Annotated in this window: 11 protein-coding genes; 6 read left to right on the forward strand and 5 right to left on the reverse strand. The window is 76.5% G+C overall.

All coding sequences use genetic code 11. The features are described 5' to 3' along the window. Nucleotides 1–2 precede the first annotated feature (2 nt). A complete protein-coding gene (locus ACFV4G_RS21340; RefSeq protein WP_380442643.1) occupies nucleotides 3–3,635 on the reverse strand; it encodes a hypothetical protein in 3,633 nt (1,210 codons plus the stop codon). Between the two features lie 333 nt (nucleotides 3,636–3,968). Then, nucleotides 3,969–4,643 carry a response regulator transcription factor gene (locus tag ACFV4G_RS21345; RefSeq protein ID WP_380442645.1) on the reverse strand — a complete coding sequence of 225 codons (675 nt, stop codon included), beginning with the start codon at nucleotides 4,641–4,643 and terminating at the stop codon, nucleotides 3,969–3,971. A 206-nt stretch (nucleotides 4,644–4,849) separates the two neighbouring features. On the opposite strand from ACFV4G_RS21345, the gene ACFV4G_RS21350 reads away from it, so the two are divergent. The 3 genes from ACFV4G_RS21350 to ACFV4G_RS21360 all read left to right on the forward strand — a co-directional run bounded on the left by ACFV4G_RS21350 (nucleotide 4,850) and on the right by ACFV4G_RS21360 (nucleotide 8,993). After that, on the forward strand, nucleotides 4,850–6,142 hold the full coding sequence (locus ACFV4G_RS21350) for a hypothetical protein (protein WP_380442647.1): 1,293 nt from the start codon (nucleotides 4,850–4,852) through the stop codon (nucleotides 6,140–6,142). Nucleotides 6,143–6,238: 96 nt separating this feature from the next. Further along, the gene (locus tag ACFV4G_RS21355; RefSeq protein WP_380442649.1) at nucleotides 6,239–7,222 is read left to right on the forward strand and encodes a S1C family serine protease; all 984 of its coding nucleotides are present in this window, start codon (nucleotides 6,239–6,241) and stop codon (nucleotides 7,220–7,222) included. 85 nt (nucleotides 7,223–7,307) lie between these two features. Then, complete coding sequence (locus tag ACFV4G_RS21360; protein ID WP_380442651.1) at nucleotides 7,308–8,993, forward strand: alkaline phosphatase family protein; 1,686 nt, start codon at nucleotides 7,308–7,310, stop codon at nucleotides 8,991–8,993. A 15-nt stretch (nucleotides 8,994–9,008) separates the two neighbouring features. Here ACFV4G_RS21360 and ACFV4G_RS21365 read toward each other — a convergent pair whose 3' ends face one another. The 3 genes from ACFV4G_RS21365 to ACFV4G_RS21375 form a co-directional block, all read right to left on the reverse strand. Next, nucleotides 9,009–10,538 (reverse strand): hypothetical protein, encoded by a 1,530-nt coding sequence (locus ACFV4G_RS21365; RefSeq protein WP_380442653.1) that lies wholly within the window; start codon nucleotides 10,536–10,538, stop codon nucleotides 9,009–9,011. A 258-nt stretch (nucleotides 10,539–10,796) separates the two neighbouring features. Further along, nucleotides 10,797–11,219, reverse strand: a complete 423-nt coding sequence (locus tag ACFV4G_RS21370; protein WP_380442655.1) for a hypothetical protein — start codon at nucleotides 11,217–11,219, stop codon at nucleotides 10,797–10,799. Nucleotides 11,220–11,225: 6 nt separating this feature from the next. Next, complete coding sequence (locus tag ACFV4G_RS21375) at nucleotides 11,226–11,780, reverse strand: universal stress protein (RefSeq protein WP_380442657.1); 555 nt, start codon at nucleotides 11,778–11,780, stop codon at nucleotides 11,226–11,228. Between the two features lie 348 nt (nucleotides 11,781–12,128). Between ACFV4G_RS21375 and ACFV4G_RS21380 the strand changes: the two genes are divergently transcribed. The 3 genes from ACFV4G_RS21380 (at nucleotide 12,129) to ACFV4G_RS21390 (ending at nucleotide 14,958) form a co-directional block, all read left to right on the forward strand. Then, nucleotides 12,129–13,577 carry a purine-cytosine permease family protein gene (locus tag ACFV4G_RS21380; protein ID WP_380442659.1) on the forward strand — a complete coding sequence of 483 codons (1,449 nt, stop codon included), beginning with the start codon at nucleotides 12,129–12,131 and terminating at the stop codon, nucleotides 13,575–13,577. Between the two features lie 29 nt (nucleotides 13,578–13,606). After that, nucleotides 13,607–13,954 (forward strand): GntR family transcriptional regulator, encoded by a 348-nt coding sequence (locus ACFV4G_RS21385; RefSeq protein WP_380442661.1) that lies wholly within the window; start codon nucleotides 13,607–13,609, stop codon nucleotides 13,952–13,954. 86 nt (nucleotides 13,955–14,040) lie between these two features. Next, on the forward strand, nucleotides 14,041–14,958 hold the full coding sequence (locus ACFV4G_RS21390; protein ID WP_380442663.1) for a DUF1648 domain-containing protein: 918 nt from the start codon (nucleotides 14,041–14,043) through the stop codon (nucleotides 14,956–14,958). The last annotated feature ends 108 nt before the right edge of the window (nucleotides 14,959–15,066 follow it).

Here is a 15,066-nt window from a genome sequence, read left to right on the forward strand (position 1 = left end):
TGTCACCGCCGCTCCTGGTACTGCTGGGGCTGGAGGACGCCGGGCACGACCACGAACCCGGTGCGCACCTCGCCGAGGGCGGGCAGGTCGGGCAGCGTGGCGATCAGCTCGCGCGGGCCGAGGGTGTCCTGGGCGAGTGCGAGGACGGGCGCGGTGAAGGTGCCGTCCGGGGCCGCGGTCACCGGGGCTGCGGCCGCGGTCACGCCCGCGCTCCAGCGCAGGCGGACGGCGGCGCCGGGCGGGAAGCCGGTGCCGTGGGCGAGGGTGACGAGCCCGGGCGGGCCGACCTTCGGGTCGAGCGTGACGGCGGGGTCGACGACGGTCAGGGTGGCCGTGGCGCCGGCGCTCCGGCCCTGGGCGGTCGCGGTGCCGGTCACCGTGGCGCTCCCGGCGGCGGTGCCGGTGACCACGACGGCCACGCTCGCCTCGCCCCCGGGCGCCAGCGTGCCGAGCACGCAGCCGGCGGGCGGACAGCCCTGCTCGACGTGCAGCCCGGACGGCACGGCGGGTGTCAGTACGACGCCGCCCGCCGGGACCGCACCGCCGTTGCGGACGGTCAGGGTGACGGTGGCCCGCTGCCCGACGCGGATCAGCGCGGGGTCGGCGGCGGCGGTGACGACGAGCTCGGGCGAGCGCGTGTCGGGCGGGGTGGCGCTCGGCGTGCCGGTGGGCGTCGCGGTCGGCGTGCCGGTCGGCGGCGGCGCCGTGGCCGTCGGCGTAGGCGTGGCCGTGGGCGTCGCCGTTCCGGGATCGGTGATCACGACGCCCGCCCCCGCCGTCACCGGCTCCCCGTTCGAGCTGGTCACCGTCCCCGTGACCTGCCCGCCGAACGCCGCGTCACCCGTCACCACGACCTCCACCACCGTCTGCGCGCCCGGCCCGAGATCGCCGAGGACGCAGCCGGTGGACGGGCACGCGGGCGTCGCGGACACGACGCGCAGCCCGGCCGGCACCACGGGCGTCAGCGTGACGCCGGAGGCCGTCCCGTCGCCCTGGTTGCGCACGGTGAAGGCGACCGTCACCGGTTCGCCGGGCCGGACGGACCCGGGCGTCGCCGTGGCCGTGACGGCGAGACCGGGGGCGAGGACGGTGACCACGGTCTCCGCCTGGTCGTTCTCGGTCCTCGGGTCGAGCACGTCGCCGCCCGCCTGGGCGGTGGCCCGCTGGGCGCCGGTCGCCACGCCCTTGACGGTGAGCCGGACGGTGGCGCTCGCCCCCTTCGCCAGGCCGCCGAGCGCGCAGTGGTACGGCATCGAGGCCGGGCAGGTGCCCTGGGAAGGGACGGGGACGCCGACCGCCTGGAGCCCGGCGGGCAGGGCGGGTCCGGCGGTGACGCCCTTGGCCGGGGCGGGGCCGAGGTTGGTGACGGTGAGGGTCAGTTCGGTCGTGCCGCCCAGGGAGACCTGCGGCTGCGCGGCCGTCAGGGCGACGGCGAGGTCGGCGGTGGGCTGCCAGGACGGGCGCCGGTGATCGGCGAGGTAGCGCGCGGGAAGGACCTGCCCGGTCCCGGTCGCCGCGTCGGCCACCGCGATCCGCCCGGACAGCGTTTCGCCGTTGCGGATCCCGGTGTCGAAGGCGAGCTGCCTGCCGTCGGGCGACCAGGCGGGGTCGGCGGGCTGGTAGAAGGCCACCGGCTGCGGCGGCGAGCCGTTGACCGGGCCGAGGGTGCGGCAGGTCGGGGCGGGCGGGATGACGCCGTGGCAGCTCGCGCCGTCGGGGCCGAGCTCCAGCAGGACGCGCAGCGGGCTGGTCGCGCGCGGCGGGCCGTTCGGCGGCGGGCAGAAGCCGGACGTGCACGAGGGCGGCGGGGAGTTCGGGTCGGGCGTGGCGGCCAGCAGCTTCCGGGCGAAGGCGAGCCCGCCGCCGTCCGGCGCGTACGCGGGGCGCTCGTCGAGGACGGGGCAGTCGGGGTCGCCGCACTGGGCGGCCGTGAGGTCCCGCTGGTCTCCCCCGGCGCCGGCCTCGACCGACCAGAGGTGCCGCACGCCGCTGATGGCGGCGAGCGCCGGGGCCTCGCGCAGGTCCGCCAGGTGGATGATCGGCGTGCACGTGCCGGCCCGCGAGAACGCGAGCCGGCTGCCGTCCGGCGACCACGCGGGGTCGGAGTCGGTGGAGGTGCAGTTGTAGCCGCTCCGGGTGCGCGCGGGGACGGTGAGGACCACCTTCGCCTTGTCGACGCCGCCGGAGACGTCGGCCACGAGGATCCGGTCGGCCGTGCCCTGGACGCAGTCGGTGCAGCTCCGGGTGGTCTGGACGAAGGCGAGCCGCTTGCCGTCGGGCGACCAGGCCGGCTCGATCTGGTCCATGGCCGGGTCGATCCCCTGTCCGGCGAGCGCGGTGGCGCGGGAGGGGTCCGTCGCGTCGCCGACCATGACCCGGGTCGGCGGCCGGCCGGCGGTGGGCGCCGGGCTGCCCTGGGCGTACTCCGTCCGGGTGAAGGCGAGCCGTCGGCCGTCCGGCGACCAGGCGGGGTCGGCGGTGCTCTCCGTGCCGTCCACCGCCTGCGGCCTGAGGTCCAGCCGGTCCAGCGGCGGCGCCGGGTGGACGCCCTCGATCCGCGGCACGTACTCGGTGAGCCGCGTGACGAGGACCGTCGGCGTCCCGCCCGCCGGGGTGTACCACCCGGCCGACTCCACGGTGTTGTTGACGCCGTCCAGCACGGCCGTGCCGGGGCAGGCCGGGCAGGTGCCCGCCGGATCGACGCGGAAGACGCCGTCGGAGAGGAAGGCCAGCGCGCCGCCGTCCGGCGACCACGCGACGTCGCTGTTCACCCACTCGCTCCGGGACCCCCGGGCGACCGGCCGCACGGCCCCGCCCCGCGCCGGGACCAGCGCCAGCTCCTGGTAGCCGCCCTGGACGGTGACGAAGGCGATCCGGTCGTGCCCGGCCCCGGCCGACGGCTCCCAGGCGGGCCGGTGCGCCGGGTCCGGACCGGTGTCGACGGGCACCGCCGTGCCGCCGGGCGCGACCGGGACCCGGAAGAGCTTCCCGCCGCGCTCGAACGCGAGCGCGCCGCCGTCCGGCGACCAGCTCGCCCAGCCGCCGCCGACCACCACGCGGCGCAGCTCGCCGCCGTCGGTCCTGGCCACCCAGATCGAGGCCGTGCGGTCGGCGCCGTCGGCCCCCGGAGTGTCCGGATCGGCGAGGGAGGTCTGCCGGCACCAGTCGCGGCTCGGGTCCGACGCGCCCGGCTGCCAGGAGGTGAAGGCCACCCAGGCGCCGTCCGGGGAGAGCACCGGGTGCTTGAGCCGCCAACCCGGCCGCTCCAGCAGCACCTTGACCGGCCCGGCGCCTTGGCGCCACAGCAGGCTCTCACCGGTGCCGCTGCGGTCGCTCACCCACACCACCGTGTCGCCGCGGGCGGACGGCTGGCAGTCGTCGCCCGCCTGGGCGGCGCCGAGCAGCGCGGTCAGCCGGCCGCCGTCGGCCAGGGCCAGGGCGCGGTGCTCCTGGTCCTCGGAGGTGTAGGCGATCCGCCCGGGCGCCGGTTCGGCCGCGGCGGGCGCCATCGGCTCCGGGCGCCCCGGGCGGACCGCCGCCGAGACGGCCACCAGCAGGGCCGCCACCAGCGCCGTCGAGAGCAGCGCCAGGAACGACCGCCGCAGCGGGCCCTGGGTCGTAACGCGTCGTCGCACCGTGTCCCCCCGGACGGTTCCCCCGCGCACGCCGGGGGCGGGCCGACGGCATCCGGATGCTCCTCCTCACCGCAACCCTGGCCGCCGCCACCCCGACCGGCAGCAGCGGCCGGGGCAGCGGTCCGGGTAGCGGTGCCTGCCCGATCGGGCCACGGCCGCCGTCGGATCAGCCCTCGCGCAGCGCGTACGCGACGCGGTCCGGCCCTCGGGCACGCGGCTCGGATCAGCCCTCGCGCAGCGCGCACGCGACACGGTCCGGCCCGCGCACACGCGGCTCAGATCAGCCCCTCGCGCAGCGCGCACGCGACGCGGTCCGGCCCTCGCGCACGCGGCTCAGATCAGCCCCTCGCGCAGCGCGTACGCCACGGCGTGCGAGCGGTTGCGCAGCTGGAGCCGGGTGGTCACCTCGTGCAGGACGTTCTTCACCGTCCGCTCCGAGAAGGAGAGTTCCTCGGCGATCTCCGCCGTGTCCCGGCCGGCCGCGACCAGCCGCAGCACCTCCACCTCGCGCGGCGCCAGCCCGGTGAAGGCCAGGCCGCGCGGGTCGAGCACCTGGCGCTGCAGGCGGCCCACCTGCTCCAGCAGACGGCCGAGGAGGTCCGCCGGGACGCTGCCCTCGCCGCGCGCCGCCGCGGTGATCACCTGCACCAGCCGTTCGGCCGTCGCCTCCCGCCGCCGGACCACCCCGACCACGCCGCACTCCACGGCCGCGACCAGCCCGGCGTCGTCCAGTTCGGTGCCGACCAGGACGATCCGCCCGGCCGCCGTGCGGCGCAGCTGGCGGAGCGTGCGCAGCGCCTCCTCCCCCACCTTGTCCACCGCGACGACCACGACGGTCCGCCCGTCCTCCCCGCCCGGCTCGTCGGGCCCGTCCGGCCCGGCGCCGTCCAGCAGGCGGACCTCCGGGCAGGTGCGCAGCTGGCCCGCCAGCCCGGCCCGTGAGACCGGGTCCTCGGCGGTGATCCGGACCGGGATCCGGTCGCCGCCGGTGTTGCCGTGATAGCGCATCGCGTCCTCCGCCCTCGCGCGCCCGGCCGTACCCGCGGGCGCCCCCGGCCCGGCGGTCGGCGGACCGCCGGGCGCTTCCCGTCCCGACGAGTCAACACCCGGCAAATCATCAGGCACTCCACAACGACTTAACGGGCAGCGGAACTGCCCCGAAGGCTGGCCGCCGGGCACCTGCCCGCCGCCGGACGGCTTCCTACGCTCGGCGCATGACGACCACATCGGCCCACCTCGACCCGTCCGCCGTCCAGGTGCTGCCCGGCGAGGAGGCGCAGGCCTCGCTGGAGGTGCGCAACGGCGGCGAGCTCGTCGAGGCGTACCGCTTCGAGGTGCTCGGCCCGGCCGGGGCCTGGACGGCCGTGGAGCCGGAGTCGCTCTCGCTCTACCCCGGGACGGCCGGGCGGGTCGTGCTGCGCTTCCGCCCGCCGCGGGAGAGCACGACGCCGGCCGGGCCGGTCCCGTTCGGCGTGCGGGTGGTGCCGCAGGAGCGGCCGGAGCAGGCGACGGTGCCCGAGGGCGTGGTCGAGGTGCTGCCGTTCGCCGGGCTGACGGCGGAGTTGACGCCCCGCATGTCGCAGGGGCGCGGACGCGGCCGGCACCAGGTGGCGGTGGACAACCGGGGCAACCTGCCGGTCTCGGTGACGCTCGCCGGCAGCGACCGGGGCGGGCTGCTGCGCTTCGCGCTCCCGGCCGCCGCGACGACGGTCGAGCCGGGCCGGGCGGTGTTCGTCCGGGCCGACGTGCGGCCCGCGCGGCGGCTGTGGCGCGGCACCGCCGTGCCGCACGCGTTCCAGATCGTGGTGACCCCGGGCGAGGGCGAGCCGATCGCGCTGGACGGCACCTACCTCCAGCGACCGGTGCTGCCCAAGGGCCTGTTGAAGGCGGCGATCGCGGTGGTGGCACTCGCCGGGGCACTCGCCGCGGCCTGGTTCGGGCTGCTCCGGCCGGCCGTGCGCTCGACCGCGAAGAACGCCGTGGCCGGCCCGGTCACGGCCGCCCAGTCGCAGGCGGCGGACGCCAAGCAGAAGGCCGCCGACGCCCAGGGCGCCGCCGCGGCCGCCCAGCAGGCCGCGCAGCAGGCGGCCTCGGGGGCGGGGACGGCCTCCCCGCGGCCGGCCGTGACGCCCGGCACCGGCCTGGTGCCGGCGCCGGGGGCGGCGCTCTTCTCCCAGCGGCTCAAGGCGACCGCCCCGGCCGGCGCCACCCGGACCGAGACCTACCAGGTGCCGGACGGCAAGACGCTGCGGCTGACCGACCTCGTCCTGGAGAACCCGCAGGGCGACGCCGGCACCATCACCATCGCCGTCGGCGACGCGCCCCTGCTCGCGCCCGCCCTGGAGAACTTCCGCGAACAGGACTTCCACTGGGGCTCGCCGATCCTCGTCGGCGAGAAGCAGAAGCTCACTGTCACCGTCACCTGCCGCCAGGTGGGCCTGCCGGCGAGCGGCCCGGCGCCCGCGACCTGCTCGGCGGCGGCGCTGCTGAGCGGCTCGCTGGAATAGCCGCAGCGGGAACGGGCCCTCGCAGCCGTCGCGGAAGTCCGGGCGGCTCCGCGTTGTTGGCACCGGGGAGAACCCTCTCTCACGAAGGGGTGCCAGGTGACCGACATCCCCGGGCCGGGCCGCGCCACCGACGAGGGCGCGGCGGCCCTCGACGCCTACTCGCGGATCGTGACCTCCGTCGCCGAGGCCGTGACCCCCCGGGTCGCCGCCCTCCAGGTGCCCCGGCGCGGCCGGGGCGGCTGGTTCTCCACCGCGCTCGGCTCCGCCGTGGTCTTCACCGAGGACGGCTTCCTCCTGACCAACGCCCACGTCGTCGGCCACGCCGACGCCGGCACGCTCGCCTTCGGCGACGGCACCACCGCGCCCTTCCACACCATCGGCACCGACCCGCTCTCCGACCTCGCCGTCCTGCGCGCCGACGGCGCCACCCCGCCGCCGGTGCGGCTCGGCGAGGCCACGGCGCTGCGCGTCGGCCAGTTGGTCGTCGCCGTCGGCAATCCGCTCGGGCTGGCGGGCACCGTCACGGCGGGCGTCGTCAGCGCCCTCGGCCGCTCGCTGCCCGCGCGGGCGGGCAGCGCCGTGCGGGTCATCGACGACGTCATCCAGACCGACGCCGCCCTCAACCCCGGCAACTCCGGCGGCGCGCTCACCACGGCGGACGGCGAGGTGGTCGGCATCACCACGGCAGTCGCCGGCAACGGCCTCGGTCTCGCCGTCCCCATCAACGCGACCAGCCGGCAGATCATCGCCGCCCTCCTCGCCGAGGGCCGCATCCGCCGCGCCTACCTCGGCCTCGCGGGCGTCCCCGCACCCCTGCCGCCCGCGCTGCGCCGGCGCACCGGGCAACAGGCGGGCCTGCGGATCGTCGAGGTCGTCCCGCACGCCCCCGCCGCCCGGGCGGGCCTCCGCCAGGGCGACCTCCTCCTCACCGCGGCCGGCGAGCCGATGAGCACCGCCCAGTCCCTCCAGCGCCTCATGCTCGCCGACGCCATCGGCCACCCCCTGCCCCTCACCGTCCTGCGCGGCGACGCCCTCGTGGACGTCATCGCCACGCCCACCGAGCTCCACGCGGACGACTGACATCCATCAGCGCATCCGGCCGACCGCCCGGACGGACCGGCGTGGGTCTTTGACGGTCCGTCACCACCGGTGCTGGGGTGGCCCCATGGAGCCCATCGAACGCATCCGGCAGGCGATCACCCACGAGCGCGAGGAGTGGCGGGCCTGGCTCGCCGGGCTGCGGGCCGGCCGGGCGCCGGCGCCGCAGGGCCGGATCCGGCACGTCTTCGTCCTCGTCCTGGAGAACCGCTCCTTCGACCACATGCTGGGGGTGTCGACGGGCACGGTGACCGACGGCGTCCTCCATCACGGCGTCGGCACGGACGCGGTGACGGGCGCGCCGGCCACCGTCGACGGCCCCGACACCGGCGCGAGCAACCACCACGCGGGCACCGCGTACCCCGTGCGGATCGGCGCGCCCTTCGCGCTGCCCGTCGACCCGCCGCACGAGTTCTGCGACGTCCGGCTCCAGCTCGCCTCGACCCCCATCACCGGCAGCCCGCACGACGACCGGTGCGCCTACGACGGCACCTACCCGCCGATCACCCTGGGCGGCTTCGTCGACAACTACGCCAACGAGGCGACGGTGAAGAAGGACGCCGAGGGCCTCGCCGACCCCGGCGCCGTCATGGCCTGCTTCACCGCCGAGCAGCTCCCCGTCCTCAGCACCCTGGCCCGCGAGTTCGCCGTCTGCGACCGCTGGTTCTCCGCCCTGCCCGGGCCGACCTGGCCCAACCGCTTCTTCCTGCACGCGGCGAGCTCGGCCGGCCTCGACCACAGCCCCGACCCGGTCGACACCGTCCGGTCGCGCCTGAGCGGCTACACCTTCGAGCACGGGACGCTCTACGAGGCCCTGGACGGCAAGGGCCTGCCGTGGCGCGTCTACGCCGGCGACGCCCTGCCCCAGGTCAGCGCGCTGGCCGGGATGGACCTGGCGACGACCGTCGAGCACTACCACCACCTCGACGACCTGGCCGAGCACCTCCAGGACCCCGCGTACCCGGCCGCCTACACCTTCATCGAGCCGGACTACGGCCACGTCCTCACCCACGGCGGCGACTTCCGCTGCGGCAACAGCCAGCACCCGCTCGACGACGTGACCGACGGCGAGGCCCTGATCAAGAACGTCTACGAGGCGCTCCGGCGCTCGCCGCTCTGGGAGTCCAGCGTGCTCGTCATCACCTACGACGAGCACGGCGGCTTCTACGACCACGTGCCACCGCCCGCCGCCGTCCCGCCCGGCGACCGCACCGACCCGGAGCACAGCGCCCACGGCTTCCGCTTCGACCGGCTCGGCGTCCGGGTGCCCGCCGTCGTCGTCTCGCCGTGGGTCCCGGCCGCCGCGCCGGGCGACCGGGCCGGACGGAACTGCAACCTGATCGACCACACGCAGTACGACCACGGCTCGCTCCTCGCCACCGTGGAACGGCTGTTCGGACTGGCCCCGCTCACCGACCGCGACGCGCGCGCCAACGACTTCCTCCACCTGCTCTCCGCCGACGCCCCGCGCGACACGCCCGGCACCCTGCCCGACCCGGCCGAGTCGGGCGTGACCTGGAAGGCGGAGGCCGCCGCCCCCGCCGATCCCGGCCGGCCCGTCACGGCGACGCTGCGCGGGTTCGTCGAGACGGCCGCGATCCAGGAGGCGCGCCTGCACCCAGAGGAGCACGACCGGATCCGGCGGCGGGCCGGCGGGATCGGGACGGTGGCCGACGCCGAGCGGTACCTAGAGGACATCACCGCGCAGTTGGGCCGGGCCGGGCTGCGCATCGCCCGCCCGCCGCGGAGCTGAGGGCCCTATCCGGACTCAGGCGTACTCGCGCAGGCGCGGACGGACACCCGCGACGACGAGGGCCAGTGCCACCGCGAGCACGGCGGCGCCGAGGGCCGCCGTCACCGCGTCCAGGTCGTCGTCCGTCGCCGCGACGGCCCGGTCCATGGCCTTCTGGTTGATCGCCTGCACGTCGTCGACGGCGGCCGCCAGGCGGGCGAAGTCGGCGTTGGACTCACCGGCGGCGGTGCCCGTGTCGAAGGCGATCGCCTCCTTGAGGCGCCCGGCCGCGTTGAGGTCGCGGATCTTGTGGTCGTCGCGCTGGTAGTCCTGGAAGGCGGCCAGCACCCGCTCGGCGGCGTCCTGTTCGCCGACGAAGGTGATGTTGTGCAGTTCGTCGCCGAGGAAGCCGCCGAAGCCGATCGTCGTGTGGTCGGCCCGGTGGTGGTCCGCGAGCGGGGCGAGGGCGGCGGGGTAGCCGGCCAGGGTGGTGCCGCCGACGCGGGCGAAGGACTGCGTCTTGTCGAAGTAGCTCTGCTCGTAGGCGGCCGCCCGGCCCGGGTCGCTGAGGAAGCGGCTCTCGTCGGCGTTGAGGTCGTAGGCGGTCGCCCGGGCGCGGCTGAGCGCGATGACCGAGTCGAAGGCGTCGTGCTTGGCGACGACGAGGTGGTCGGCGGCCCGGTTCACCAGGACGACGCCGCCCACGAGCCCGCCGAGGGCGAGCAGGGTCGCGGCGGCGACCGGAGCGTTGAGGACGCGCCGGTACCGGACGGCGAGCAGCCGCTGGAGCCCGGCGAGGGCCGCGAGGGCGAGCACCCCGGCGGCGACGATCCACCAGCGGCCGCTGCCGAGGTCGCCGCGTTCGGCGGCGAACCGGCGTTCCACGGTGCCCGCGTTGGCGGCGGTGACGCTGTCGGCGGCGGGCAGGAGGCGCTGGCGCAGCAGGTCGGTCGCGGAGCGGTACGCGGCGAGGGCGTCCGCGGGCGGGCGTCCCGCAGCGGCGTGGGCCTGGTCGTCGAGGAGCTGGGCCTGGGCCACGAGGGCCTGGTAGCGGCCGAGTTCGTCGATGACGGTCTGGACGGCGGCGCGCCCGGCGGGGTCGTCGGCGGTGGCCTCGGCGACCTGCTGGAGGTCGGTGGCGGCCTGGTTCCGACGCTGGTCGTAGGTGTCGAGGCTCTCGCGGCGGGCCTTGGCGAAGTCCGGGTCGGCGCCGTAGAGGAGGAGGTTGGCGGCCTGCGCGTCCATGTCGTTGAGCGCGAAGTAGAGGTCGGCGGAGCGGACGACCTGCGGGGCGGCCTTGTGCCCGATGGCGTCGGTGCCGTCGTGGGCACCGCCGAGGACGGTGGCGGTGACGACGCCGGAGAGGGCGAGGGCGGCGAGGCAGGTGCCGGTGAGGACGCGGACCAGCCGGGGCGTGGTCCAGGTCCGGCGTGCCGCCGGTCTCCGGGGCTTCCACGGGCGGGGGGCGCGCGGCCCGGCGGGCGGTCCGGCCGTGGCGGGGCTCGCCTCCCCGGGCGATTCCGCTGTCCGAACGACGACCGTACCGCTCGACGTACCTGTAGGCATCGCCGCGCGCCCCCTTCACCTGTTTTCCACCGGCTGCCGAAAGTCCCGGAGGAACCGGCCGGGACCCGGGGTCGGCGCGGTTCGCCGACGGGCCCTTGCAAGCCCGGCGCCGAACCGTTTCTGCGCAGCTCACGCTAGGTTCGCCGGGCGCCCGGCCGACCGTTCCTGACGACTCCCTGACGCGCCGCCCGCCGATCTTTACGCCGCCTTGGCGGCCGCGTCGGACGCCCGGGGCCGGGGCCCAGGCCGGACGCCGGGTCAGAGGCCCGGCCGCCGCCCGAGGCGCACGCTCGCGACCCGGACCGTCCGGCGCGGCACGGCGCTCGGCAGCGCCACCAGCAGCGCCGCGGCCGTGAACAGCGCGAAGTGGCCGCCCTCCGGCCACGGGCCGGACCAGCCCAGCTCGGCGTGCCGGTGCTCGGCGAACGCGTTGCAGCACAGCCAGGCCGACAGCCCGATCACCGGCGCCGCCGACGGCCGGGAGAACGCGCCCGTCAGCCCGCTGAGCGCCGCGTACGCGGCCAGGGCGAACCAGCCCGAGTGCAGTTCCCCGAGCGTGCCGAGGCCGAGGGCGAGGACGCCCCCGGCGACGAGCGCGACGGTGCCGGACACCGCCACCGCGAGCCGGTCCACGACCGGGCGGTAGCGCTGCCCGCCGGGGCGCGCCGAGTACATCCGCACGGGCGACTACCCCTTCGTGCCGACGAGTTCGGGCACGTGGCCGATCGGCAGGTGCCACCGGGTGCGCCGGTGCAGGGCCTCCAGCTCGCGCTGGAGCGGCGGGGCCGGGACGGTCAGCACCGGGCAGGCGGCCTCGCGCAGGCAGTGGGACGCGACGGAGCGCCGGAAGCCGCGGCGCAGCAGGCCGCCGCCGTGCCCGAGGACGAGGAGGTCGTCGGGGCGGTCGGCGATGTGGACGAGCGCCGGCCCGGTCTCGCCGCGGACGACCACCGGGTGCACCGGCACCCCCGGGTCGGCGCCGGCGAAGGCCGCGTCGAGCGCGTCGCGCAGCCGTTGGTCGGCGGCGTCGCGGGCGGCGGTGAGCAGCGGCGGGCAGGGCGAGCGGCGGTAGCCGAGCTCGCCGCCCGGGGGCTCCCAGGCGAGGACCGGCACCAGCGCGGCGCCGGTGCGCCGGGCTTCGGCGGCGGCGCGGTGCAGCGCCGCGAGGCTGCCCAGTGAGCCGCTGACCCCGACCACCACCCGGGTGGTGCCGCAGTCGTCGTACCGCCGGTTGCCGTGCATGGTGTCGTCCTCGGGTCGTCGTTCGCGGGCCGCCGTTCACCGCGGTGCCGCGTTCGCCTCCAGCCAATCGCCGGAAGAACCACGGGTGGCGTTTCTTGGCGCTTCCTTGACGCCCGGGGCGGCCTTCCGAGCGCGTTCCATACGCCGGGCCCGGGGCCGTGGCCGGGTTCGCCCCAGGACGGCGCCCGTGACCTGCGGCTTTGTGGCATGCAACAAGGCGCGTCCGGAATCCGGAGGCGGCGGTTCGTCCGGATCGCCCCTATTGCGGCGGCGACGGGTGGCGAAGGATTGGCAGGCCGTCCGGAGTGACCGATTCCGGGCGGATTCCTGCACCAGAAGGCTTCCCTCATGCCGCAGAGCACCCACATCGAGCAGTACGGGGTGGACACCATCCCGGACGCCGACCGCACCAGCACTCCCCGGGACGTGGTCAGCATCCTCGTCGGTTCGAACCTCGCGTTCGGCGTCGTCGTGTTCGGGTGGCTGCCGGTCTCGTTCGGGCTCTCGTTCTGGGCGAGCCTGAGCGCGCTGGTGCTCGGCACCGTCGCGGGGATCGTGCTGACGGCGCCGCTCGCGCTGGTGTCGCTGCGCACCGCGACGAACCTGTCGACCAGCTCGGGCGCGTTCTTCGGCGTGCGCGGGCGGCTGATCGGTTCGGTGGTCGGCCTGCTGCTGTCGCTCGGGTACACGGCGCTCGCGCTGTGGGTGGGCGGCGACGTGGTGGTCGGGGCGCTCAACCGGATGCTGGGGCTGCCCGCCGACGGCGTCGCGTACGTGGCGACGTACAGCGTGCTGGCGGTGCTGAGCGCGACGGCGGCCGTGTTCGGCTACCGGCTGCTGCTGAAGCTGGAGCGGGTGCTGATGTGGGCGATGGGCGCCCTGCTGCTGGCCGGGCTGTTCGCGTTCGCCCCGCACTTCGACGGCTCGGCGCACGGCGCCTACCTGCTGGGCGGATTCTGGCCGACCTGGTTGCTGGCGGTGGTCGCGGCCGGGCTGAGCGGGCCGATCGCGTTCATCACCCTGCTGGGCGACTACACCCGGTACGTCTCCCCGGCCCGGCACGCGCCGCGCAAGGTGCTGTGGTCGACGTGCCTGGGCCTGTTCCTGGGCCTGCTGATCCCCCAGGTGTTCGGCACCTTCACCGCCGTCGCGACCGGCGCGGGCAACGACTACGTGCACGGGCTGATCGCCGGCGCCCCGGCCTGGTTCCTGCTGCCGCTGCTGATCAACGGGCTGCTGGGCAGCGCGGGCAACACCGGCCTGATGCTGTACAGCATGGGCCTGGACCTGGACGCGATCCTGCCGCGCGCCACCCGGCTGCAGGCCACCTACGTCGTGGCGGCGCTCTCGACCGTGCTGGTCTTCCTGGGCCACTTCGTGTGGAACGCGCAGGACGCCGTCACCTCCTTCGTGCTGGTGCTGACCGCGATCGGCGCGCCCTGGGCCGTGATCACGCTGATCGGGCACCGGCGCTTCCGCGGCGACTACGACCAGCACTCGCTCCAGGTGCTCAACCAGCGCACCCGCGGCGGCATCTACTGGTACCGGGGCGGCTGGAACGTCCCGGCGACGGTGGCCTGGGCGGCGGGCAGCGCGCTCGGCCTGTGCGCGGTGGACACTCCGGCCTACCAGGGGCCGCTGCTGCCGCTGACCGGCGGGATCGACCTGAGCTTCGTGCTGTCGGGCGCGCTCGCGGCCGCGCTCTACGTGCTGCTCTCGCGCGGGGCGCGCGGCAAGGCGCCGGCGCTGGCGAAGCGGGAGGCGGTCCGGGAGACGACCTCCGAAACGGTGCACTGAGACCGCATGGTGCTATCGTCAGTAGCACCATGTTGCTGAAGCTGGACATCGGCGACGCCCGTCCCCTGCACGAGCAGGTGGCGGGCGCGATCCGTCGGGCCGTCGCCGAGGGCGAGTGCGCCCCCGGTGACAAGCTGCCGCCCGCCCGGGACCTCGCGCGGGCCCTCGGCGTCAACACCAACACCGTCCTGCGCGGGCTGCGCGCCCTGCGCGACGAGGGCGTGCTGGAGTTCCGCCGCGGCCGCGGCATCACGATCGCCGCCGACGCCGGATCGCGCGCCGAACTGGTCGACCGCGTACGCGAGTTGATCGCGGACGCGGCCCAGGCCGGCTACAGCAGGAACGATCTCGTGGATCTGATCAGGGGGATGCCGTGAACGACTCGGAGCCTGTAGTACCCACTGCGACGGAGCGAGGGCCACGCCGGGGAGGGCCCTGGGCGGCCGCGGCCTTCGCGGCCGGCGTGCTCGGGCTGCTCGTCGCACTCCCGCTGGCGGCGGCCGACCGGCTGCCGGACCCGGTGGCCACCCACTGGAGCGGCAGTCGGCCGGACGGCTCGATGTCGCTCACCGCCGCCGCGCTGTTCCCCGCCGTGATCTGGCTGGGCCTGGTCGCCCTCGCCGCCGTCGTCCGCCGCTTCCGGGGCCGCCAGGCGCCGGGCGCGCCCGGGGCGATCCTGGCCGCCGGCGGGGTGCTGCTGAGCGGCGCCCAGGCGTCGATCGTCCACGCCAACCTCGACCGCGCACGCTGGCAGGACGCCGCCTCGATGGACGCCTGGGTGATCCTCATCGTCCTGACGACGGGCGCCGCCGGCCTCGTCACCTGGCTCGCGACCCGCACGCCCGCCACCGGCACCGCCCCCACCGGCCCGCGCGGCCCGGTCATGACGCTCCCGGCCGGGGAGCGGGTGGTCTGGCTGTCCCGCACCTCCAACGTCTGGATGCAGCTCGCCGCCGCCGTCCTCGGCCTCGGCGCGGCCGGCACCGCCCTGGCCGGCGCCACCGGGCTGACCCCCGGGCACTGGTCGCTCACCACCACGCTCGCGATCCTCGCGCTGACCGTCCTCGCCTGCTCCTCCGTGCAGGCCCGGGTCACCACGAAGGGCCTGGACGTCGGCTTCGGCCCGTTCGGCTGGCCCCGGCGGCACTGGTCCCCCGCGGACATCGGCGCGGCCCGCGCCGAGCGGCGCACCGCCGCCCAGGCCGGCGGCTGGGGCTACCGGGTCAACGGCCTCGGCACCACCCTGATGCTCCGCGGCGGCGACTGCCTCGTCGTCGAGAGCCGCCAGGGCCACCGGTTCGCCGTCAGCGTCGACGACGCCGAACGCGGCGCCGCGCTGCTCAACTCCCTCGCCGAACGGGCGAAGGCCACGACCGCCTGAGCTCCCCGCCACCTTCCGCAGCCCGGGACGGCGGGCGGGCCGGGCGGCGGGGGTGCCGCCCCGGGGGCGGGGGTTAGTGCCGGGCCCGGGGGCGGTGGGCGGGGTGTG

The organism is Kitasatospora sp. NPDC059747 (assembly GCF_042732955.1).
GTDB lineage: Bacteria > Actinomycetota > Actinomycetes > Streptomycetales > Streptomycetaceae > Kitasatospora.

What these genes read in the sequence shown, in the direction of transcription:
- ACFV4G_RS21345 (WP_380442645.1), bottom strand. Translation starts at nt 4,643, where the DNA reads ATGCGCTATCACGGCAACACCGGCGGCGACCGGATCCCGGTCCGGATC.
- ACFV4G_RS21350 (WP_380442647.1), top strand. Translation starts at nt 4,850, where the DNA reads ATGACGACCACATCGGCCCACCTCGACCCGTCCGCCGTCCAGGTGCTG.
- ACFV4G_RS21360 (WP_380442651.1), top strand. Translation starts at nt 7,308, where the DNA reads ATGGAGCCCATCGAACGCATCCGGCAGGCGATCACCCACGAGCGCGAG.
- ACFV4G_RS21365 (WP_380442653.1), bottom strand. Translation starts at nt 10,538, where the DNA reads ATGCCTACAGGTACGTCGAGCGGTACGGTCGTCGTTCGGACAGCGGAA.
- ACFV4G_RS21375 (WP_380442657.1), bottom strand. Translation starts at nt 11,780, where the DNA reads ATGCACGGCAACCGGCGGTACGACGACTGCGGCACCACCCGGGTGGTG.
- ACFV4G_RS21380 (WP_380442659.1), top strand. Translation starts at nt 12,129, where the DNA reads ATGCCGCAGAGCACCCACATCGAGCAGTACGGGGTGGACACCATCCCG.
- ACFV4G_RS21385 (WP_380442661.1), top strand. Translation starts at nt 13,607, where the DNA reads ATGTTGCTGAAGCTGGACATCGGCGACGCCCGTCCCCTGCACGAGCAG.